20 protein-coding genes and 2 pseudogenes are annotated in these 22,394 nt (G+C 48.5%); 12 read left to right on the top strand and 10 right to left on the bottom strand.

Features of this window, described 5'->3' with window-relative positions; translation table 11 throughout:
- The first annotated feature begins 381 nt into the window (after positions 1 to 381).
- The gene (locus tag EDC54_RS06215) at positions 382 to 1,482 is read left to right on the top strand and encodes a beta family protein (protein ID WP_132454315.1); all 1,101 of its coding nucleotides are present in this window, start codon (positions 382 to 384) and stop codon (positions 1,480 to 1,482) included.
- Here the strand turns inward: EDC54_RS06215 and EDC54_RS06220 are convergent.
- Together EDC54_RS06220 and EDC54_RS06225 are read right to left on the bottom strand one after the other, a co-directional pair.
- A complete protein-coding gene (locus tag EDC54_RS06220) occupies positions 1,442 to 2,020 on the bottom strand; it encodes a sce7726 family protein (RefSeq protein ID WP_132454317.1) in 579 nt (192 codons plus the stop codon). The genes EDC54_RS06215 and EDC54_RS06220 overlap by 41 nt on opposite strands.
- Positions 2,021 to 2,557: 537 nt before the next feature.
- Entirely contained in the window at positions 2,558 to 2,791 is a 234-nt protein-coding gene (locus EDC54_RS06225) for a hypothetical protein (protein ID WP_132454319.1), read from the bottom strand.
- Positions 2,792 to 2,953: 162 nt separating this feature from the next.
- Here EDC54_RS06225 and EDC54_RS06230 point away from each other — a divergent pair, with 162 nt between their 5' ends.
- Positions 2,954 to 3,766, top strand: a complete 813-nt coding sequence (locus EDC54_RS06230; RefSeq protein ID WP_132454321.1) for a hypothetical protein — start codon at positions 2,954 to 2,956, stop codon at positions 3,764 to 3,766.
- An 83-nt stretch (positions 3,767 to 3,849) separates the two neighbouring features.
- Here EDC54_RS06230 and EDC54_RS18230 read toward each other — a convergent pair whose 3' ends face one another.
- Entirely contained in the window at positions 3,850 to 4,101 is a 252-nt protein-coding gene (locus EDC54_RS18230) for an ogr/Delta-like zinc finger family protein (protein ID WP_132454323.1), read from the bottom strand.
- The gene (locus EDC54_RS06240; RefSeq protein ID WP_132454325.1) at positions 4,088 to 4,339 is read right to left on the bottom strand and encodes an ogr/Delta-like zinc finger family protein; all 252 of its coding nucleotides are present in this window, start codon (positions 4,337 to 4,339) and stop codon (positions 4,088 to 4,090) included. The genes EDC54_RS18230 and EDC54_RS06240 overlap by 14 nt, the downstream gene beginning before the upstream one ends.
- Before the next feature lie 226 nt (positions 4,340 to 4,565).
- Between EDC54_RS06240 and EDC54_RS18010 the strand changes: the two are divergent.
- The 4 genes and pseudogenes from EDC54_RS18010 to EDC54_RS06255 form a co-directional block, all read left to right on the top strand.
- Positions 4,566 to 4,718 (top strand): annotated as a pseudogene (locus EDC54_RS18010) (IS3 family transposase); the annotation flags it as partial.
- Positions 4,719 to 4,745: 27 nt separating this feature from the next.
- A pseudogene (locus EDC54_RS18015) lies at positions 4,746 to 4,916 on the top strand (IS3 family transposase); the annotation flags it as partial.
- A gap of 275 nt (positions 4,917 to 5,191) precedes the next feature.
- On the top strand, positions 5,192 to 5,386 hold the full coding sequence (locus EDC54_RS06250; RefSeq protein WP_132454327.1) for a type II toxin-antitoxin system HicB family antitoxin: 195 nt from the start codon (positions 5,192 to 5,194) through the stop codon (positions 5,384 to 5,386).
- Between the two features lie 191 nt (positions 5,387 to 5,577).
- Entirely contained in the window at positions 5,578 to 6,057 is a 480-nt protein-coding gene (locus EDC54_RS06255; RefSeq protein ID WP_132454329.1) for an Hcp family type VI secretion system effector, read from the top strand.
- On the opposite strand, the gene EDC54_RS06260 is transcribed toward EDC54_RS06255, so the two are convergent.
- Positions 6,054 to 6,461 carry a hypothetical protein gene (locus EDC54_RS06260; protein ID WP_132454331.1) on the bottom strand — a complete coding sequence of 136 codons (408 nt, stop codon included), beginning with the start codon at positions 6,459 to 6,461 and terminating at the stop codon, positions 6,054 to 6,056. The genes EDC54_RS06255 and EDC54_RS06260 overlap by 4 nt on opposite strands.
- Positions 6,462 to 6,470: 9 nt before the next feature.
- The gene (locus EDC54_RS06265) at positions 6,471 to 7,178 is read right to left on the bottom strand and encodes a hypothetical protein (RefSeq protein ID WP_132454333.1); all 708 of its coding nucleotides are present in this window, start codon (positions 7,176 to 7,178) and stop codon (positions 6,471 to 6,473) included.
- 1,155 nt (positions 7,179 to 8,333) lie between these two features.
- Between EDC54_RS06265 and lpxP the strand changes: the two genes are divergently transcribed.
- Positions 8,334 to 9,257, top strand: coding sequence for a kdo(2)-lipid IV(A) palmitoleoyltransferase (lpxP, locus tag EDC54_RS06270; protein WP_132454335.1), 924 nt, complete (start codon positions 8,334 to 8,336; stop codon positions 9,255 to 9,257).
- A 39-nt stretch (positions 9,258 to 9,296) separates the two neighbouring features.
- On the opposite strand, the gene EDC54_RS06275 is transcribed toward lpxP, so the two are convergent.
- Positions 9,297 to 10,781, bottom strand: a complete 1,485-nt coding sequence (locus EDC54_RS06275; protein ID WP_132454337.1) for an NCS1 family nucleobase:cation symporter-1 — start codon at positions 10,779 to 10,781, stop codon at positions 9,297 to 9,299.
- Positions 10,782 to 10,928: 147 nt separating this feature from the next.
- Between EDC54_RS06275 and EDC54_RS06280 the strand changes: the two genes are divergently transcribed.
- The 5 genes from EDC54_RS06280 to EDC54_RS06300 all read left to right on the top strand — a co-directional run bounded on the left by EDC54_RS06280 (position 10,929) and on the right by EDC54_RS06300 (position 17,431).
- A complete protein-coding gene (locus EDC54_RS06280) occupies positions 10,929 to 11,651 on the top strand; it encodes a GntR family transcriptional regulator (RefSeq protein ID WP_132454339.1) in 723 nt (240 codons plus the stop codon).
- Positions 11,648 to 12,385: an aspartate/glutamate racemase family protein gene (locus EDC54_RS06285; protein WP_132454341.1), complete on the top strand. Its 738-nt coding sequence runs from the start codon at positions 11,648 to 11,650 to the stop codon at positions 12,383 to 12,385. Before EDC54_RS06280 ends, EDC54_RS06285 begins: the two co-directional genes overlap by 4 nt.
- Positions 12,386 to 12,397: 12 nt before the next feature.
- The gene (gene puuE, locus EDC54_RS06290) at positions 12,398 to 13,357 is read left to right on the top strand and encodes an allantoinase PuuE (RefSeq protein WP_132454458.1); all 960 of its coding nucleotides are present in this window, start codon (positions 12,398 to 12,400) and stop codon (positions 13,355 to 13,357) included.
- 811 nt (positions 13,358 to 14,168) lie between these two features.
- The gene (locus tag EDC54_RS06295) at positions 14,169 to 15,524 is read left to right on the top strand and encodes an NCS2 family permease (protein WP_132454343.1); all 1,356 of its coding nucleotides are present in this window, start codon (positions 14,169 to 14,171) and stop codon (positions 15,522 to 15,524) included.
- A gap of 260 nt (positions 15,525 to 15,784) precedes the next feature.
- Positions 15,785 to 17,431, top strand: a complete 1,647-nt coding sequence (locus tag EDC54_RS06300; protein ID WP_132454345.1) for a Na+/H+ antiporter — start codon at positions 15,785 to 15,787, stop codon at positions 17,429 to 17,431.
- A gap of 43 nt (positions 17,432 to 17,474) precedes the next feature.
- Here the strand turns inward: EDC54_RS06300 and actP are convergent, their stop codons facing one another.
- From actP to acs, 3 genes are all read right to left on the bottom strand, one after another.
- Complete coding sequence (gene actP / locus EDC54_RS06305) at positions 17,475 to 19,133, bottom strand: cation/acetate symporter ActP (protein ID WP_132454347.1); 1,659 nt, start codon at positions 19,131 to 19,133, stop codon at positions 17,475 to 17,477.
- Positions 19,130 to 19,441: a DUF485 domain-containing protein gene (locus EDC54_RS06310; RefSeq protein WP_132454460.1), complete on the bottom strand. Its 312-nt coding sequence runs from the start codon at positions 19,439 to 19,441 to the stop codon at positions 19,130 to 19,132. The genes actP and EDC54_RS06310 overlap by 4 nt, the downstream gene beginning before the upstream one ends.
- A 128-nt stretch (positions 19,442 to 19,569) precedes the next feature.
- On the bottom strand, positions 19,570 to 21,531 hold the full coding sequence (acs, locus tag EDC54_RS06315) for an acetate--CoA ligase (protein WP_132454349.1): 1,962 nt from the start codon (positions 21,529 to 21,531) through the stop codon (positions 19,570 to 19,572).
- Positions 21,532 to 22,394 lie beyond the last annotated feature (863 nt).

Genomic DNA, 22,394 nt, shown 5'->3' on the forward strand with positions numbered 1-22,394 from the left:
ACCGTGAGTTGCGGAGGTTGGAAACTGGCAACGCGATCACGCTCGTGGATTACTCATATGTTGCCATCGCTGATGGCTGTCTGTATCGCGGCGCCGCCGAAGAAGTAAAAAAGATTAGGAATATTAGGATAAAACGGCGGAACTGCTGAAACGGATTGCAGTGTTTAGTATGAAGTTGTATGAACATAATCGGCACATATGTAGCACCGATAATCTTTAAACAAGCCAGAAAAAATATTTAATCTCTTCGTCAAACCTTTTAAGTCACGCTACATACAATTTGGTGTTGACAAGAAAAATTGAAAATAAGATAAATTAACTGGTTACGTAAATAACCAAACACAATTAATTAGGATGCATACTATTTATAGGAATAATTAGATGACTGTAATATCTTACGTGCCTATTTTAAAGACTAAGCGCGCAGAATTTTCAGCAATAAACTTATTGGATCAATCAGTTAAATCAAAAATTATCCCGTTATTTGAAATAGAACCAGTCCCGTTAGACCCAGATACAGATATACAAAACAAAACATATAATGATCATTTATATGATTTCGGTAAGAAACTATCTACTCCATGTTCTGATATATCAATGATTTATATCGATGGGCTTCTTGTCGAAGAACAATTCATTAGCTCTGGAGATACTTACCCCATAGCGAATGCTGTCAATCAAGCCAGGGCTGCTGGTTTACATGTAGTTCCTGTAAGCTCTCCCACTCGTAATGCAAATTATTTACGTGAAATCGATAGACTTGTCCAAGGTGAAGTATGTCTACGTCTGACTGTAACAGATCTTGCGAACCCACAATTAATTTCAGCTTATATTTCCCATCTTAATATTCCATATAAAAATATTGATATCGTAATCGATCTACGTGATTCAATTTCAGAGGAGTTATTAGAAACCGGACAAAGTAAAACATTAGCAATAGGTCTGGTTAATAATCTCTATAATTTAAATAGTTATCGCCGCATAATTTTAGCGGGAGGCTCATTCCCTGTAGATCTAAGTCAAATATCTATTGGTATTTATTCACAGCTACGTTCAGAGTGGGTACTATGGCAACAGCTACACCAAAGCGGTGAACTCTCAAGATCAGTCATTTATAGTGATTATGGTGTACAACATCCCGACTATACGAGGTTAGCGACCAGATTTCCTAGTGTGTCAGCAAGTGTGCGTTACACTGGTGATGACGACTTTTGGGTATTTAGAGGGAAGAAAGCCAACACGTATGGTTATGATCAATATGGTGCGCATAGCCAAGCAATTGTTTCACATAAAGAATATTCGGGGCCAGCATTTTCCGCAGGAGATAAGGAAATTTACGATTACGCCCAAGTCTATGCCCAATATTTAAAAAACCCAACTCCTAATCACAAATTTGGCAGTCCAGAGGTTTGGAGAAAAATCGGGCAAAACCACCACATAACTAAGGTTGTTGATCAGCTCGCCAATTTATACGGGATTTAAGTTTCGTTCGAACTTCATCACGCAGCTGATTGGTCTCTAAACATTCTGATAATTTCAACCATAAAAATCTACGTGGCTTGCTTTTCAAGCCACGTTCTAGACCATACGAAGCCAAAATTGAAAGCATTTCGTCTTTCCAAAGCAACATCGACAGAGAAACTTTATCAATTGATGGATTCATTCTATTCATTCGTTCTGTATGCAAATGAACAGCATTCCGAGCACCTTCGGTGGCAATTTTTATTCCCCACCACTCAGGAATAATTTTTACAGCTTCTTGTGCATGACACTCAGAAACAACTAGAGTGACCTTATCCATAACCGAAGAGTAAAATTCAACCTGGGCAGGCAAGCGTAGAAGATTGTCACTTTTGCTTTTTAACTCATATCCATGCATTAGGCCATTGATTACGGTAATGTCTGCACGGCTAGCTCCCAAGTTCATTACGAACTCATCAATTATAAGAGTGTCAGGATCCTTGTGGTGTTCCTTAAGGATTTTTTTGTGGACAGCTCGTCTAACGTCGATATCTCTCATGGTTATTGATCGTTTTTCATCCTTTACGGTAACAATTTTTTGAAGCCGTAGACTTTAAATCCATACAATCCTTATAGCACGAATTTTTTTCTTCTCCTGTAACTGGAGAGTTTTTTTATGTCACGAAACACTGCTATGTGATAGGCAACAAATACTGCATAAAAATGCACGATTTTGCACAAATTTTAGGTCTATCTTATTGCGAGCCTGCATCAGTACTGGAGCGGCCTAGGAGGGGGTTGTCTGTTGCACAAAAATAAGCATCTTTAACGTGCGGGCGTGGCGGGGGAACCCTCGCGCGCTGTGGGGTATACGGGGTTATGGACAGATATAATTAGGGAGTACCCATAAAACAGCATTCAAATGCTGCTGAGGAGGCGCGTCGCGTGTTCATGATAAGTGAAATGGATTCGGATGATCATGCCTCAGAAGCCGATTCTGGTGCGGTTCATGGGCAGTTTAGGCTGGGCAATAGATTGTTGTTCGTCGCGCTAACTGCACGACATACAAAAGTGTATTACACCAGACAGGTAAGGATTACTTCAGGAACGGGAAGCGCTCATCAAAATTCATGCGGTAAACGGACTCAGGCGTAGCAGTGCCTGTGTTATTAGGCTCTGGCGTTTGAGCCAGATAGATTTGTACTGCATCCAGTATCAGCGCAGTGTAGCCACGCTTTAACCGCTTACACTGGCGTTCAATCTCTGCGTCAATCTGGTGAGGTACACGCAATGTCCTCATTCGTGTTTTACCATTACTGCTGCCTTTCATATCTTGATCCCCAGCGTTGTGTAATACACCCGATTTTTCATCTGGTTGCAGGCCAGCAAAAGCGCACTTCGTTGTAATACACCGGCGACAAATGTAATCGCGAGATCTGCCATGCTCAGATGGTGAATATAGGTGTATTACACTACTGAGAAGGACGTAAAAATGACCACCCCTATTCATGACGCTGTTTCAGATACAAACCCTGCACGGCAACGGCTGGATGAGATTGCTAACACGTTTTCTGCACTGGAGGCCGATATTGAGCAGGAACGGCTAACCCTAGCCAATCTTGTGGAAAGTCATCGTCAGGCCGAAGCAGAGCTAAAAGAGAATGATGGAAAATGGGAAAGTATTCTCATGGAAAATAACGGCGTAGAGAATACTGAGTCAGAGCGGGCTTTGTTTCTTACCACTACCGCTAAGGCTAAAATAGCCCGTTTATCTATCTTGATGAAAGATCAAAAACGAAAGGTAGCCGAAATGAATATTCGGCTGGGCGGCATGACCGTTGAATATAACAATGCATTTTCCAATGTCACTGCCCCCATCGTGAAGCGTGAAGTTGAACAACTTATCACCGAGCTACATGATTTAATGGCACCGCGGATTAGCCGAGTCGTTGGACTGTGTAGAATGTATGGTGTCAGTGTTCGTGAAACACTTACGGCGGTTTATTTCACTACCGCATACAGAAACGAACAGAGTGAATTAGTTGATGTAGGGCATGTTGAAAAAATCATGTCAACTGATGATATCGAATCATCAATAATCAATTCTGTTAAAACTATCATTCGCAGTAACGGCATTAAGCTAACCGATAGTGAGTTACCGGATGATCATCCAGGCGCGTATCCACGAAATGTTTTCAGAGCGATGAAAAATACCCCTTCTCCGGCACAATTATCGCGTGCTAAGTCTGATGCGGAATACAAAGAAAAACTGTTCACTGGGGAAATCCCATTTAGCAATTTTTGATGTTAGCCTGTGAAAAAGCACTGTCGGGTAATAATGAGGGAAAGCGCGAGCAGTATCTGAATCAACAATATACTGCTCACATTTTAATCGGTATTTACCCGATGAGGGACGGCAGAGTTATTTGGCTGACTGTTAGGCATGATATTGTCACAGGTAGCACTACAATGTGCTGCCTGTTCGTTGTCTGATGTGCTCACTCTCAGTTCTTCAATTGTGGTGAAGCAATGGCCGCATAACAAGTTTTTGCATTGGTGGTAGCGGCGATAACTGTTTTCCCCAATTTTTTCCACCCCTCTGTCTCCTGCGACTTTACCGCAGTATTTACAAGTGATCATAGCGGCCTTGCCTCATCGCTATGCAGCGCGTTTTTATTGTTTCGGGGATGCTGGCGTTTTCTTCTGCCTGGTTAAGGGCGACCTCATACCATTGTAATGATGTGCATTTAAAACCGCATTCTTGACCGGTACAAACGCGGTAGATGCTGCGCACATTGGCATCTAAGGCAAGGCTTGTACGTGCTCGCATCCATGCGCCGCATTTAGGACATTCGGGGAGTTTTTTACGTGGTTCCATGCTGTGTTCCACTAAAAATATTGTTTATGCGTACATTATAACGGGAATGTTGTTGGGGGTACATTTGGGGGTATTGAAAACTTATAATTAAATATTATCCATATAAATCAGTTGTAATTGTGTCTTGTTATATTCCCTTCACTTCATTAAAGTCAACTGATCCTATCCGCCATTAGTGGACACGCGATTGACTAAGTGAGTAACCCTCAATTAAGAGGTGACTCACATGACAAAACCAGCATCAACCAATAAGAAATCCCGTAAGCTGCATACGCCCGAATTCCGCGATGAAGCCCTGAAACTGGCCGAACGTATTGGCATCGCTGCCGCTGCACGCGAACTTAGCCTGTACGAATCACAGCTTTATGCGTGGCGCAGTTAACAACAGCAACAAATGACCGCCTGCTTCTTTCACATACTGAAAGTAGAATGTCTCCACGGAGAACGCTTTTGCAACAGGGAAATAATTCGGTCAACGGTATTTAATTATATTGGGTGCGATGACAATCGCTGGCGTCGCCACAGTGCTTGTGGCGGTCTCAGCCCGGAACAGTTTGAAAATCAAAACCTCGCATAGGGCTGTGTTCGCATTACGTGGGTAGGATCAATGCACCTCCACTGCTTCTTGCCGGAACCGACTAAAATAACCTTTACCTAACTGCTTAATGTGCTGATCTTCAAGAGGGGAATTGCTAGACTTGCTGTTAGCTATATCGTTAGTCCTATAACGTTGTGGTCAGCCCTTGTCTGGTAGTGCAATACCTTTCTGGGGTAAAACGGGTGATGTATGTGAAATGCTTTCGTGATAGGGTACGTACCTATTAAAATCATCATAGTTAAAAAGGTACGTACATGTCAACAATAAAACGTGACACGAAGAAATCTTCATCCGCAGGGAAATCACCTACCTTCCAGATACGGATTTCGCCTGAGCTACGTGAACAGCTTGATGAAGTTGTGGAGAAAGAAGGTGTCAGTCTCGGAAACTGGTTCAAAGAACTTGCCCGTCAGGAATTGAGAAAGCAGGGGATTGAACCGAAAGGGTAATGTTTAGCTAATTGATGCTCGTAATTTACTGAAATCGTTACTGCATGGGGAAATAAACTAAAAAACCGACAATTGAATACATTCCGTACTATTATCGCCCTAATTATTTAAAAAGCAATTATAGTATGATGAAATGCGATGTGATAAATATGTAATCTGCTTGGGTAAATTTTAACGATAAGGAATAATCAATGGCTAATATTATATATTTAACCCTTACTGGAGCAAAACAAGGATTGATATCTTCCGGCTGCTCTACATTTGATTCGATTGGGAATAGATACCAGAGTGGTCATGAAGATGAAATATTTACTCTGGCATTACGCCATACAATTACACGCGATCAGAATGTTAAACATAATCCTGTTGAAATAATAAAACCAATTGACAAATCCTCTCCCTTATTAGGGGTGTCTATATCAGATAATGAAATTTTAAAATGTGTTTTTGACATTTACAGAGGAACTCCTGAAGGCGTGTTGAAAAAATACTACACTATAAAGCTTAATGATGCATCGATAGCTAACATTTCAATTGATTATCCTCACTCTCTTACTCATGCAGATAAACAACCACATGAGATGGTTCTTTTCTACTATAAAGATATTACATGGACTAACCATGCTACGGGGACATCTGGTTATAGCTTATGGGAAGAACGAGTATATTAATAATCAATAAGGTTTTTTACCCCAATAATTAAATTTTCCATTGTCGGGATGTCAATATGTGATATCCCATTTACATAAATATCAGAGCGAATATCCGTGTATAGAGTATATCTGACATAATATGAACCTATGTCATTCTTCCTAAAATCGAATGAAATCATTTTTTCCTCAGGGGCGAATGAATAAGAGCTTGGGGATGGGTTTTTTTCCATTTTAATTAAATTTTCATATAGTTCTCGTAAGTCAAAAAGATGACATCCCCATTCCGCATTGAACTTAAGTCCCTTTGTTGTAAGTTCGATATACATTTTTAACCAAACATCATAAGCTGTATCCTGCATACCCTCAATTTTCTCAATAGGATATATGTTAATCTCAGTGTCTACATCTCGTATATTAACCATAAAATCACCTTATTTATACATATAATGAGTTATTGTCCAGTTGCTTTCATCGACAACTATCTCTAAATTATATTCTTTATTTTCATATGCTTTTTTATCTTTATTGAATCTTGTCTTTGTTATTTTTATTTCGTATTTTTTTAATATTCTGTCAGATTTTCCTTTTAAATCTTTACCTCGCTTCCCAAAGCGTATAGCTTTCTCCAGAATATGTACTGGAACATATCGTGCTGGCTCCCTCATATGTGCCGCTGTTGCTGATGTAAATTTTATACTTTTTGGTGAAAGCCCTATCTTAAGACGACCTCTCAATGAAGATATAATATTTTCACTTAATCTCACTGAAAGGTTTTTTACAATTCCATTTCTTGTTGTTATTTTAAATAAATTACTGGCACCCTTTAGTGATTTCCCTACAATAAATCCAAATAGAATTATGTCCAGAGGATCGAAGATAGGTGATTCAAGTGGAAGTTCGTGCAACGTAACAAACTTTCCATTTATATCATAAATATCATAAACCCCACCTCTTGATTGACCTATATAACCGATGCATAAGCCAGTTTCCTCATCAATAATTGGCGAGGCTCCAGGAGGAAGTAGTTCTTCTGGTTTAATTGAAAAAAACTCATTTATGTCCAATGGAGAATTGAAGTCGTAAATCCGACCAGAATCCTCAAAATCCAGATATCCATTTTTATCTAACAAATCATCCATAACTATCTCCTATGTGTTCGCTACAACCCCACAAATCCTTTTTCCTTATGGGGGGTAATTTCTGCATTTTTTGTTAAATGAGTCAATAGCCATCATCGTATAATGATGCATTGTTTGAAAGTATTATCATGAAAATAATTATAGTATGGGATTAATTCTGGTGAAAGGAAGATCTGATAATGAATAGGCTAAAAGGGCAATAGTTATTGCGTACTGTTCGTAAACTCAATGGGATAACCCCTCGATTGTAGCATCAACCTATGTTAATGAGATAAATTTTCATTTAGCGCTATTTCTTGAATTTTGCAACTGTAGCTCTGTCTAACACAACGATTTTCATCACTGATAGTAAAATCTCACCCAGGAAAATCGCAGGCTAATGTTGCTGAGCAGAGTCATCAGCCAACGTTTATACCTATTAATGAATGCTATTTCATACATTTTCTTTTTTCTACCAAAATCCAGCTTCTGCTGTCGGTAAAATTCAAGCGAGAGTGAATATGTATAGAAATGCGTATAGCTATAGAGGTTAAAGATATATTATTCATTTTAATATCAATAAATTACATAATTTATTCGATTCCCTTCACTGCCCGGTGAGTGGTATCAAGTGCGTTAAAGGCCGCTATTACCTCGCTGATTTATGGCTATCTGATGGTAACTCACGTAATTTTTTTGTACGGAAAAGTTTGAGTCAATGAAAGAGTAACATTGTTTTTCCATATGCAAATGGTTGCTAGCTTTGATGAGCATCTGCGTATTGCCGATGACGGAATAATGCTCTGTTTAATGCAAAATTTTTATTTGGTTCGGGTAGGGTGGCGTGAAAATACCCCCCCATCATAGCGTCCTTTCCCGGTTGGTTAGTCACTCGTACTTATTTGTTTGTAGTAAATACGATTTTTTAGGTTATCACTCTTTAATTGTGCCTGAATCAGGTATGATGAGCACCGCCGTCAGCCGTCCATCGGTTGCTCAACATCCCCTCTGTGTTATCAGCTCGTTTATCCTGCTTTTTAACCTCATGCGTGATAACGGTCAACATCCTGTTTCCGTACGACTGAAACGATTCCAATAAATAAGTGTCATGATAGAGGTAGCGCGTAAGAGCGATGTTTTATGCGATGCGCTGTTAGCCACTTAAAGATGAGTATCATGAAAATTAAGCAAAAATTTACCAGGGCATTACTCCACCCACGCTATTGGACGACGTGGTTCGGCCTCGGCGTGCTGTTTTTATTAGTACAACTTCCTTACCCGCTGCTGATGAAGATCGGAAGCAGCGCGGGGCGTTTATCCCGTCTTTTTCTTAAACGTCGGGTGGCGATCGCCCGGCGCAATCTTGAATTGTGTTTCCCTACCATCTCTGACGACGAACGCGAAGCCATGATCGACAGTAACTTCGCTTCGCTGGGCATGGCATTGGTTGAGACTGGCATGGCATGGTTCTGGTCCGATCGGCGTGTTCGCCACTGGTTTGATGTTTCTGGGTTGGAGCATTTACAACAGGCTACCGCGAAGGGACGGGGCGTCATGGTGATTGGCATTCACTTTATGTCGCTGGAACTGGGCGGCAGAGCGATGGGATTGTGCCAACCAATGATGGCGATGTACCGGCCGCACAATAATAAAGTGATGGAAAAGGTGCAGACCTGGGGACGTTCCCGCTCGAACAAAGCGATGATTGACCGTAAAGATCTGCGAGGTATGGTGCAGGCGCTGAAACGGGGGGAGGCGGTGTGGTTCGCGCCCGATCAGGATTACGGCCCGAAAGGGAGCGTATTTGCCCCGTTCTTTGCGGTAAAACATGCCGCGACCACCAACGGCACCTTCACCATCAGCCGTCTGGCAAAGCCCGCGATGATGACCACGGTACTAATTCGCAAGCCGGATGCATCGGGCTATCACCTTGTGATCCAGCCGGAGCTACAGGATTATCCGTATCACGATGAGCAGGCGGCGGCGTGCTACATGAACACGGTGATTGAGAAAGAGATCATGCGTGCGCCTGAACAGTATCTCTGGCTGCACCGCCGCTTTAAAACGCGTCCGATAGGGGAAGTCTCGCTCTATGCCTGACGTGCCAGCGCCGCATGACCAATGCGGCGCTCATCGTGGTTATTCCTTCTCTAACAGCATGCCGCGCAGAGCGATGGATTTTCTGGTGGCGCCGATGCATTCGTGGCGCGCTAAGTAACGGTAGCAGCCTGCGGCAAGGAGCGCGCCGATAAACCAACTGAAGTTGGCGGCATCGCGCCATTGCGGGGTAAAGCTGATAATCAAGCCGATGGCGACGGCGGGGATCAATGCCATCAGCGCATTCGGATTGAAACCGTTCCGATACCAGTACCGTCCTTTTGGCGTCGCGTCGAAGAGATCGTCCACATAGACTTTCCCGCCTTTGATGACGTAGAAATCCATCAGCAGAATACCGAACAGCGGGCCGATAAAGGCGCCGAGCACATCCAGCGTGTAGTGAATCAGCTCCGGCGAGTTGAACAGATTCCAGGGGGTGAGAAGAACGGAACCGATCGCGGCGATCATGCCGCCGGTGCGGAAACTGATGCGCTGCGGCGAGCAGTTTGAGAAATCGAAGGCCGATGAGACGAAGTTGGCGACGATATTGATCCCTATTGTGGCGATGATCATGGTCAGCACGCCGAGAGCAACCGCAAAACCGCTGCCGATATGCGTGACGGTTTCAATGGGGTCGGTAATCATGCGGCCAAACAGCGACTGCGTTCCTGAGACAATCACGACGGTGATGATGGAAAAAAGCAGAAAATTGAAGGGGAGCCCCCAGCGATTGCCGCGGCGGATCTCCTGCATGCTTTTCCCGTAGCGAGAGAAATCGCCAAAATTCAACAGCGGGCCGGAAAAATAGGAGACCACCAGCGCGGTTGCGGTGAGCATTTGCCAGGTTTGTTCGCCGGTCGTCAGCGTTTTACTGCTTAGCGTAAAGGAGATGTTTTCCCAGCCGGTCTGGTAAATAATCCAGACGGCCAGCAGCGTCATCACCACATAAACAGCCGGACCGGCGAAGTCGATAAAGCGTTTAATCGCGTTCATACCATGCCAGAACACCATGGCCTGCAAAATCCACATGATACCAAAGCACATCCACCCAAGCGCAGACAGGCCGAGCCAGTGACTCTGCGTCAGGGGCGCGAGATCCGGGAAAAATTTCAGCAGCACCAGCATCAAGGCATGAGCAGCCAGATAGGTTTGTATGCCATACCACGCAAAGGCGATGAGGCCGCGGATCACGGCGGGAATATTGGCGCCGAACACGCCGAATGCCTGACGGCAAATGACGGCGTAAGGCACGCCGCTCATTTGGCTCGGTTTGGCGACGAGGTTGGCGAAGATCTGCACGATACAGATCCCCACCAGAAGACACAGCAGCACCTGCCAGCTTGCTAATCCCAACGTGAAAAAGCTGGCCGCGACGACGTACCCTCCCATACTGTGCACATCGGACATCCAGAAAGAAAAAATATTGTACCAGGACCAGGTCTGAACGCGGGTCGGTGCCAAATCCGCATTACAGAGTCTGGGGCTGTACATGCTGCTGCCATTACCGGTGTTGATTTTTTTTGGCATGGAATCTGCTCCTTTTACCCAGGTCGTTAAGGAAATGACGTTGTGTAAAACGACGTTGCATGAATCAGGCCAAAATTCATTTTTTTGTATACATAGATGATCTTTGCTGTATACGATTTAAAGGGGCTGCAACAACGGGAAGATAAAATGAACTACACGTACGGACTTGAAAACGCGTCATTATCCCAGCAAAAAGATGAGGTTATTTTTCAGGCATTGCTCAATGCCATTGTGGAACATCAGTTGTTGCCGGGAACAAAATTGCCGGAGGAAGCGCTGGCAGACGTGTTTGAAGTGAGCAGAACGGGGATCCGAAAAGTTTTACAGCGTCTTGCCATGGTGCAAATGGTGACGTTAACGCCCAAACGTGGTGCGCAGGTATCGACCCCCTCAGTGGAAGAGGCGCGGGAAATTTTTCAAACGCGTCGCCTTATCGAGTGTGCCAACCTGCCGGAGGTGGTTGCTCATTGCCGCGCTCCTCATCTGGCGGCGTTGAATAGGTTGATCGCCACGGAACAGCAGGCACATGCCGAGCAAAACGGGGCGGAGGCGATCCGTCAGTCTGCCGCCTTCCATATTCAGTTACAGGCGATTTCCGGCAACACGGTGTTAACGGGAATGGTCTCACAGCTAACGCTGCGCTCATCGCTGGTCATTGCCGCTTATGGATCGCCGTGGCAGCAAGGCTGCCGGTGTCACGATCATCATGACCTTCTCGCGCTGTTGCGGGAGAAAAAGGTGCAGGCGCTGTCTGACGCGCTGTCACGACATTTCGATGACATTGTAGCGAGCTTGCGTTTTGACAGAGGTGAAGATGCCGAGCCTGACTTTTGCCGTCTGTTTGGCCATCTTAAGGAGAAATTCGTATGAATCCATTGTTGATTCAGGTGATTAACCCCAATACCAGCCTCGCCATGACCGAAACGATCGGGATGGCGGCTCGTGCTGTTGCCGCTACGGGGACGGAGATTATTGCGGTGTCGCCTTCTCAGGGCGTGCCTTCCATTGAGGGGCATTTTGATGAAGCGATAGCGGCGGTTGGCGTGTTGGAACAGGTCAAGCGGGGAAAAGCGCAGGGCGTCGACGGGCACATTATTGCCTGCTTTGGCGATCCCGGTTTGCTCGCGGCGCGTGAAGTTGCCAGCAAGCCGGTGATTGGTATTGCAGAGGCCGCCATGCATATGGCGACGCTGGTGGCAACGCGCTTCTCCATTGTCACCACGCTGCCGCGCACCGTGATTATCGCGCGTCATTTATTACAGCGTTATGGTTTTGAGCATCACTGTGCCGCACTGCATGCGATCGATTTGCCCGTGCTGGCGCTGGAACAGGATAGCGGTATCGCGCAGCAGAAAGTGCGTGAATATTGTATACAATCCCTGCATCAGGATGGCGTGGGGGCGATTGTGCTTGGCTGCGGCGGCATGGCCGATCTGGCGCAAGCACTGACGCGCGAACTGGCGATTCCGGTTATTGACGGCGTCAGCGCTGCGGTGAAACTGATTGAATCCTTGTCGGCACTGGGGCTGACGACCAGTAAACACGGCGATCTGGATTACCCTGTCGCCAAGCCGTTGAGCGGCATGTTTAGCACTTTGCGCTAAGGAAACAAGATGATGGTAAAAGAACCCGCCGCATTGATTGATATCATCGATGGCGACTATCCACGCGATCTCATCGGCTACGCCGGAAACCCGCCGCAGGCTAACTGGCCCGGAAAAGCCCGCATCGCGGTGCAGTTTGTGTTGAATTATGAAGAAGGGGCGGAAAATAACGTTCTGCATGGCGATGCCGGATCTGAGCAGTTTCTGTCTGAGATCATCGGCGCGGAAAGTTATCCCGCCCGCCATATGTCAATGGATTCACTGTATGAATATGGCTCGCGCGCAGGGTTTTGGCGCATCCATCAGGAGTTTCAGCGACGCGGCCTGCTGCTGACGATATTTGGCGCGGCGATGGCGCTGGCACGCAATCCGGCGATTGTGGATGCGATCAAATCGGCTGACTATGATGTGGTGAGCCACGGCTGGCGTTGGATTCATTATCAAAATATGGATATCGACACAGAGCGTGAGCACATGGCGAAGGCGATCGAGGTGCTGACGGCGCTATTCGGCAATCCGCCACTCGGCTGGTATACCGGTCGGGACAGCCCCAATACCCGCCAGTTAGTCGTCGATCAAGGCCATTTCTGGTATGACAGTGACTATTATGGCGATGATTTGCCGTTCTGGATGCCGGTGAAAAAAAGTAATGGCGAGGTGCGGCCGCACCTTATCGTTCCCTATACCCTTGATGCGAATGATATGCGCTTTGCCTCACCGCAGGGTTTTAACAGCGGCGATCAGTTTTTTAGTTATCTGAAAGACAGTTTCGACGTACTTTATGCGGAAGGAGAGACGGCGCCAAAAATGTTGTCGATCGGTATGCACTGCCGCTTGCTTGGAAGACCCGGGCGTTTCCGCGCCTTACAGCGCTTTCTTGATTATATTCAGCAGCATGAACGGGTATGGATTTGCCGTCGGCAGGATATTGCTGCGCACTGGCGTCAGCATCACCCGTATGTGGCGCAGTGATCCCGTGCCACAACGAAAACAAAAATGGCCGCCGGAAGGCAGCCATTTAGGGTGGTTATCGTATTGAGTACGATTAACGGAAGAGCGCGTGGGGGTTAACACCGCGATAGGTTTTGCCCAACGCTTTTAATATTTGATTGATTTTACGGACAATACGCATCTTTTTATCCCCACGATTCTTAAATTATTAGTGGTTGAATGTACCGAAGTTCACGTTGAAGTTTTCAAACATAGCGATGATTTTGTTCAGCAGTGTCATGGTCATTTCCTCGTTGTTAGTTGATTTTTTGTGATGCTGTTCACGTTTTCAATGATACGCATACTGATATGGCGGGTCAACTTTTTTGTGATGAGAATCACAAAAAAATGAATGATAAGTTTGCATTGTATGAACTGCTGTTTTGATTTATTCCTGAGATCCTTCTTGGCGTTGCTTCATACCGCTGTGCATTCAGTTCGTTGCCTGAATTTCCATCATCGGCAGCGGGTTTCGCGTTTCTTCGATCAGGCAGATGAGGTGAGAGAGGTAAATTGTCTCGATTAGCAGTTGAAATCAGCGCGAAGGAAGCGGGATAATCGTGCGCTTCACATTGCCGGGCAGCGTTAATCCAGCCTGTTCAGTACAGTCTGTTTTTGATACCGCAATAGTTTAATTAGGCAACGTTTTCCAGCTTTGCATTCGGCAAGTTAATCGTTTGCGTGCGGAGCCACACGGTTCAGAATGCGTCCCTGATGTGGGCGCGCGGAGCGAGGCCGCAGGAACCGTGCAGTATCGTTCTTTAATAATCATGGCATTTCAGGGGATACCACCATGTCAAACACCACCCGTCAGGCAGGCTCGCAGGGCATGCTTGATGCTTTTTTCAAAATTACACCGCGCGGCAGTAGCGTGCGTCAGGAAGTGTTAGCGGGCCTGACGACGTTTCTGGCGATGGTTTACTCGGTGATTGTGGTTCCGAGTATGCTGGGCAAGGCGGGCTTCCCGCCAGCGGCCGTGTTTGTCGCAACCTGTCTGGTTGCCGGACTGGGGTCGCTGCTGATGGGGTTGTGGGCCAACCTGCCGATGGCGATTGGCTGTGCGATTTCGCTGACGGCATTCACCGCGTTCAGTCTGGTGCTGGGGCAGCAAATCAGTATTCCCGTGGCGCTCGGGGCGATCTTCCTGATGGGCGTGCTGTTTACCATTATTTCCGTGACGGGCATTCGTTCGTGGATCCTGCGTAACCTGCCGCTGGGTGTGGCGCACGGGACGGGAATCGGTATCGGTCTGTTCTTGCTAATCATTGCCGCTAACGGTGTGGGGCTGGTGGTAAAAAACCCGGCTGACGGTCTGCCGGTTGCGCTGGGCGATTTCACCTCGTTTCCTGTGGTGATGTCCCTGCTGGGACTGGCCGCGACCATCGGCCTGGAGAAGCGTCGCGTGCCGGGCGGTATTCTGCTGGTGATCATCGCGATCTCTATTCTGGGTCTTATTTTTGATCCAAACGTAAAATATCAGGGTTTTTTTGCGTTGCCGAGTCTGACGGCGGCTGACGGGTCGTCGCTGATCTTCAGTCTGGATATCGTGGGCGCGTTGCAGCCGCTGGTCCTGCCGAGCGTGCTGGCGCTGGTGATGACCGCCGTGTTCGATGCCACCGGTACAATCCGCGCCGTCGCCGGACAGGCGAACCTGCTGGATAAAGACGGACAAATCATCAATGGGGGGAAAGCGCTGACCGCAGACTCCGTGAGCAGCATTTTCTCCAGTCTGGTCGGGACATCCCCTGCGGCGGTTTACATTGAATCCGCAGCGGGCACCGCGGCCGGGGGGAAAACGGGCTTAACGGCGACGGTCGTGGGCGTGCTGTTCCTGCTGTTGCTCTTCGTGTCGCCGTTAGCCTATCTGGTACCCGGTTACGCCACTGCGCCGGCGCTGATGTATGTGGGGCTGCTGATGCTGAGCAATGTCTCCAAACTGAATTTTGATGATTTCGTGGATGCGATGTCAGGTCTGGTCTGCGCCGTATTTATCGTGCTGACCTGTAACATTGTGACCGGCATCATGCTGGGCTTTGGCGCGCTGGTTTTAGGTCGTCTCTGTTCCGGTGAATGGCGCAAGCTGAACATCGGTACGGTCATCATCGCCGTGGCACTGGCGGCGTTCTACGCCGGTGGCTGGGCTCTGTAATCCCTCCTGCGGCAGACCTTCCGGCTTCGTCCCGAAGGTCTGTCGTTTATTCATCGTCCTCTCTTTGGTATTGCTCGCGGCAAACGCAACGTAATGTGTCTTTTGTTGGCATTGGATTGATGCTGTTTGTGCGATAATCATCCTGTCATTCTTCACCTAAAAATCCATTTTCATCCCGAACTAAATGCGTTAAATATGGTAGGGCAGTTCGCTCACTAACCGGCAGATTTTTTTGATTTGGGAGTACGTCTAAGGAAAGCATGGAAATATTTTTTACGATTCTGATTTTGACCCTGATGGTATCTCTTTCCGGGGTGGTTACTCGCATTTTACCTTTTCAAGTCCCTCTGCCGTTAATGCAAATCGCGCTTGGCGCCATCCTTGCCTGGCCTCAGTTTGGTTTGCATGTTGATTTCAATCCTGAGCTGTTCATGGTGCTGTTCATTCCGCCGTTGCTGTTTGCCGATGGCTGGAAAACGCCCACGCGCGAGTTCCTGAAACATGGTCGGGAAATTATCGGTCTGGCGCTGGTTCTGGTGCTGATTACCGTCGCAGGTATTGGTTACTTCATCTACTGGATGGTACCGGGCATGCCGTTGATTGCTGCCTTCGCGCTGGCCGCCGTGCTGTCGCCAACCGATGCGGTGGCGCTTTCCGGTATCGTGGGGGAAGATCGCATACCGAAAAAACTGATGGGCATTTTGCAGGGCGAGGCGTTGATGAATGATGCGTCCGGCCTGGTGTCGTTAAAATTTGCGGTCGCCATCGCCATGGGCACGATGGTCTTTACGGTGTCCGGCGCGACGCTGGAGTTCATTCAGGTGGCGTTAGGTGGGCTGCTGGCCGGGGTCGCCGTTACCTGGCTGTTCGGTAAATCGCTGCGCATTATTAACCGCTGGAGCGGCGATGACACGGCGACGCAGGTCGTGTTGCTGCTGCTGCTACCCTTTGCCTCGTATTTGATCGCGGAACATATTGGCGTATCGGGCATTTTGGCGGCGGTCGCGGCGGGGATGACCATCGGCCAGTCCGGCTTGATCCGCAGTGCGCCGTTAACGATGCGGCTGCGGGCTAACGGCGTCTGGTCGATGCTGGAGTTTGTGTTTAACGGCATGGTGTTTATCATGCTGGGCCTGCAACTGCCGGGCATTTTGGAAACCTCCATCACGCAGGCGGAGCTGGATCCCACGGTGGAAACCTGGATGCTGTTTACCGACATCGCGATTATCTATGGCGCGTTGTTGTTACTGCGTTTCAGCTGGCTGTGGATGATGAAAAGATACAGCATTCATATCCAGAAAAAACGGCCGATGGTCTTCGCCGAATTTTCCACGCGTGAATTGTGGATCGCCTCATTTGCGGGCGTGCGCGGGGCCATTACGCTGGCTGGTGTGCTGTCCATTCCGCTGCTGTTGACGGATGGCACCGCGTTCCCGTCGCGCTATCAACTGGTCTTTATCGCCACGGGTGTGATTCTGTTTTCTCTGCTGTGCGGTGTGATGGCGTTGCCGTTACTGCTGCGCGGCGTGGTGATTGCAGACAAAGCGGTGCATGAGAAAGAAATCCGCATGGCGCGCATGGCTGTCGCCGAAGTGGCGATAAAGAGCATCCATAAAATGGAGGAACGTCTGGCGGCCGATCGCGAAGAGAACATTGACGAGCAGGTGCTAAAAGAGGTCAGCGCGCGGGTTATCGGTAATTTACGTCGGCGTCTGATCGATAAAGACGATCCGGAAAACGGCTTGCTGATTGAGAATCTGGAGCGGCGTTTTCGTCTGACCGCGTTGAATTCGGAGCGTGCGGAGCTGTACCACTTGCGTGCAACGCAGCAGATCAGCAATGAGACGTTGCAAAAAATGCTACGCGATCTCGATCTGATGGAAGCGCTTCTGATCGGGAATGAGTAGCCTGTGGCGCAGGCCCAACAAGACGGGCCTGCGAGACGTGATACTAGTGGGAACCGCCGCGGGACGCGCCCACGCCGGTTTGTGAACGCACGAATTGGGCATGGAAACGTGCCCGTTCTTGCTGTCCGGCAGCGGAGCGATCGGTAATGGAAAAGAACCAGATGCCTACGAACGCCGCCAGCATGGAGAAGAGTGCCGGGTATTCATAAGGATAAACTGGCGTGGCGTAGCCAAGGATCTTCACCCAAATGGTGGGTCCCAATATCATTAAGATGACCGCGGTCAGCAGCCCGGCCCAGCCGCCAATCATGGCGCCGCGCGTTGTCAGCTTCGACCAGTACATGGAAATGATGATAATCGGGAAGTTGCAACTGGCGGCGATAGAGAAAGCCAGCCCTACCATAAAGGCAATGTTCTGATTCTCGAAGAGAATACCGAGCGCGATAGCGACAACTCCCAGTACCAGCACGGTAATTTTCGACACTTTCAGTTCATCGCGCTCCGTCGCTTTCCCTTTCTTGATGACATTAGAGTAGAGATCGTGGGAGACGGCAGAGGCGCCTGCCAGCGTGAGTCCGGCAACGACGGCCAGAATGGTCGCAAAGGCCACGGCGGAGATAAAACCAAGGAATAGGTTGCCGCCGACCGCATTAGCCAGATGCACCGCCGCCATGTTGTTTCCGCCGATCAGCTCGCCCGCCGCATCCTTAAACGATGGATTGGCGCTGACCAGCAGGATGGCACCGAAACCGATGATAAAGGTCAGGAAGTAGAAATAGCCCATAAACCCAGTGGCGTAGAACACGCTTTTTCGCGCTTCTTTGGCATCGCTGACGGTGAAGAAGCGCATCAGAATGTGCGGCAGGCCGGCGGTACCGAACATCAGGCCCAATCCGAGGGACAGGGCGGAGATCGGGTCGGAAACCAGTCCGCCGGGGCTCATAATGGCCGAGCCTTTCGGGTGAACCGCCATCGCCTGTTTAAACAGCGCGTCGAAGCTGAATCCGACGGACTTCATCACCATAATGGCCATGAAGGTCGCGCCGAAAAGCAGCAGGACGGCTTTAATAATCTGGACCCAGGTTGTGGCGAGCATCCCGCCAAACATCACGTACATCACCATCAGGATGCCGACCAGCACGACGGCGATATGGTAGTTGAGGCCGAATAGCAGCTCGATGAGCTTTCCTGCGCCCACCATTTGCGCGATCAGGTATAACGCCACGACGACCAGCGAGCCGCAGGCGGACAGACTGCGTATGGGACGCTGCTGCAAACGGTAGGAAGCGACATCGGCGAAGGTATAGCGGCCAAGGTTACGTAGTCGCTCGGCAATCAGAAACAGGATGATTGGCCAGCCGACCAAAAAACCGAGCGAGTAAATCAGGCCATCGTAGCCGGAGGTGTAGACCAGCGCGGAGATGCCGAGAAAAGAGGCGGCAGACATATAATCGCCGGCAATCGCCAGACCATTTTGAAAACCGGTGATGTTACCGCCGGCGGTATAGTAATCGCTGCGCGAACGGGTTCTTTTCGCCGCCCAGTAAGTGATATACAGCGTGCCGCCGACGAACAACAGAAACATCACGATAGCCTGAACATTCAATGGCTGGCGCTGGACATCCCCTGTGAGCGCGTCCGCCGCCCACGTCAGGGACGGCAGCATCAAAAATCCGAACAGCATTATAAAGCGAGTTTTCATTGCTTTACCTCATTCAGTAACTGTTTGGTCAGCCGATCAAATTCACCATTCGCGCGGTAGACATAGAGCCCTGTCAGGACGAAAGACGTCACGATAAGCCCTACGCCAAGCGGGATGCCGCGAGTCACGCCGGAACCGGGACTGATGGGCGTACCCAGCCAGCCTGGCGCAAAGGCGATCAACAGGATAAAACCGACATAAAGCACCAGCATAATCAGCGTGAGAATAACGGCTAAACGCTGCCGTCGGTTAACCAGTTCTCTGAATAAGGGGTTACGTTCAATCCGTTGATAAATGTCATCATTCATCGTAAGTCTCCAGTCATCGGTAGGGTTGAGCGTTGTCGCGGCTTCACCGCCTGACTTATCGGCAACCACATCCCCGTGAGCCACGGCATGGCTTACGGGGAGGCGAAGAGAAGTGAGTCAGGTGATTGTTATGGGGAGGTATTCATGGCTTGTTTTTCTTCCAGCAGCTTCTCGACGACGCCAGGATCGGCCAGTGTTGAGGTATCACCCAAATTGCTGGTGTCGCCGACGGCGATCTTACGCAAAATACGACGCATGATTTTGCCGGATCGCGTTTTAGGCAGGGAGTCGGTCCAGTGCAGGATATCCGGCGTGGCTATCGGGCCGATCTCTTTACGTACCCAGTTACGGACTTCCGTATAGAGCTCGCTGGACGGCGTTTCGCCATGGTTCAAGGTGATATAGGCATAAATGGCCTGTCCTTTCATGCTGTGTGGGATACCGACGACGGCGGCCTCGGCGATCTTGGGATGCGCGACCAGCGCGGATTCGATCTCCGCCGTTCCCAGACGATGCCCGGAAACATTCAGTACGTCATCGACGCGCCCGGTAATCCAGTAATAGCCGTCTTCGTCACGGCGCGCGCCGTCACCGCTGAAGTACATGCCTTTAAAGGTGGAAAAGTAGGTCTGTTCAAAGCGGTCGTGGTCGCCAAACAGCGTTCTCGCCTGACCGGGCCAGGAATCAACAATAACCAGATTCCCTTCCGTTGCGCCTTCCTGCGGGTTACCGAGGTTATCGACCAGCGCCGGCTGCACGCCGAAGAAGGGACGTGTCGCCGACCCCGCCTTGGTTTCAATCGCGCCCGGTAGCGGCGTGATCATGAAGCCGCCGGTTTCCGTTTGCCACCAGGTATCGACAATCGGGCATTTACCGTTGCCGATTTTGTTGAAGTACCATTCCCAGGCTTCCGGGTTGATGGGTTCACCCACGGAACCCATGATCCTTAACGATTCGCGTGATGTGCCTGCTATCGCTTTATCACCTTCAGCCATCAGCGCGCGGATTGCGGTCGGGGCGGTATAGAGGATGTTGACCTGATGTTTATCCACCACTTGCGCCAGACGTCGGGTGTCCGGCCAGGTTGGCACGCCTTCAAACATCAGCGTAATGGCGCCGCATGCCAGCGGGCCATAAAGCAGATAGCTGTGTCCGGTGACCCAACCAACGTCGGCGGTACACCAGTAAATATCGCCCGGATGATAGTCGAAGACGTATTTGAACGTCAGCGCGGCGTAAACCAGATAGCCGCCGGTGGTGTGCAGCACCCCTTTGGGTTTGCCGGTTGAACCTGATGTATAAAGGATAAACAGCGGATCTTCCGCATTCATCTCTTCCGGTGGACAGTCGTCGTCTGCTTTTTCAACCAGCTCGTGCCACCAGAGATCGCGTCCAGTCTGCCACTCGCCTGATTGGGTCCCCGTGCGGCGGAACACGATGACGTGAGTAATGGTGGTGATAAGCGGGTGTTTTAGCGCCTCATCAATATTTTTTTTCAGTGGAATGGTGCGTCCGGCGCGCACGCCTTCATCGGCTGTGATCACCAGCTTGGCATTGGAATCGATAATACGTCCGGAAATCGCCTCCGGAGAGAATCCGCCGAAAATGACGGAGTGAACCGCGCCAATTCTGGCGCAGGCCAGCATTGCCACCGCCGCCTCCGGCACCATCGGCATATAGATGGCCACGACATCACCTTTCTGGATCCCCTGTGACTTAAGCACATTGGCAAAGCGGCACACGGACCGATGCAGTTCGCGATAGGTGACTTTTTTACTGTCGTTAGCGTCATCGCCTTCCCAAATGATGGCCGTTTGGTCGCCACGCTCGGCAAGGTGGCGATCCAGGCAATTTGCTGCCACATTTAAAGTACCGTCTTCAAACCAACGGATACGGACGTGGCCGGGATCAAATGAGGTGTTCTTGATCGTGTTGTAAGGTTTGATCCAATCGACAATTTTTCCCTGCTCTCCCCAAAAGGCTGCGGGATCGTCAACGGATTGCCGATACATTTTTTCGTATTGCTGGGCATTTATCAGTGCATTTTCCGCAATTGCGGCCGGGATTGTATGTTTATTATGTTGGGTCATAGGCGCTTCTCCTTAAACATGTTAAGGATATGTCAAACAATGGTTAATTGTAGTTAACTCGAAGGCTTTGTTTCTTTTTTGCGCGATTGATCACGCAATGCAGGAATAAGGAAGGCGTTGTGACGTGAAAGATCGGCATTGGGGTAAATTTTTTCTCAGCAGCTAAAACGTGCGATGTCTATCTGTCATCGTCGGAATACTAAGGAATTTCCGACGCTGTTGTAATGCCATTAACGATCAATCTATTGTTTTCAATAGATTATATCTATTGTTATTAGATTTTTGATCGCCTTTTACGATCAAATGGTATAAAGATCCCGCTTATTCAACCGATAGTAAGCAGATTCTTCGGGGTATATTTCGTTATGCTCACGCTGTATAGCACGTTCAGTTGTGTTTTTACTGTTGTGAATTTGGTTTAATTGTTAATTATGTGTGAGCTATTAATGAGATAGATTTATCTGATTTGCGACAAGCTGATACGAGTGAATAATCTGTACTCTCGCCTGCTTCCATTACGAAGATGTACGCTTTTTCAAAGGCAGTAAAAACAGAGTAGTGCGCTTATCAGGATGACAAGAAAAAAGTGTTTTTTTCTTATTTGGAAATCACCGCTTTCCAAAAAATAACGTAGACACACCCAATTACCTTCTAAACTGAAGTCATAGCAAGGCGGCAGAGGTTTGAGGCTCGGCTGTTCGAGACGGGTCAGCGACTCTTAGACAACATTAACATGTGTTGCGGGAGACTGACTGGAATAGGGGATAACACTATTGACCCGGAAACGGTTTAATCCGGGTAGGTTGAATGCTTGTCGATGGTATGCCGTGGGGGTCATGGTGTGCTGTGAGATGTCTTTTTGA

Source organism: Samsonia erythrinae (assembly GCF_004342665.1).
Taxonomy (GTDB): domain Bacteria; phylum Pseudomonadota; class Gammaproteobacteria; order Enterobacterales; family Enterobacteriaceae; genus Samsonia; species Samsonia erythrinae.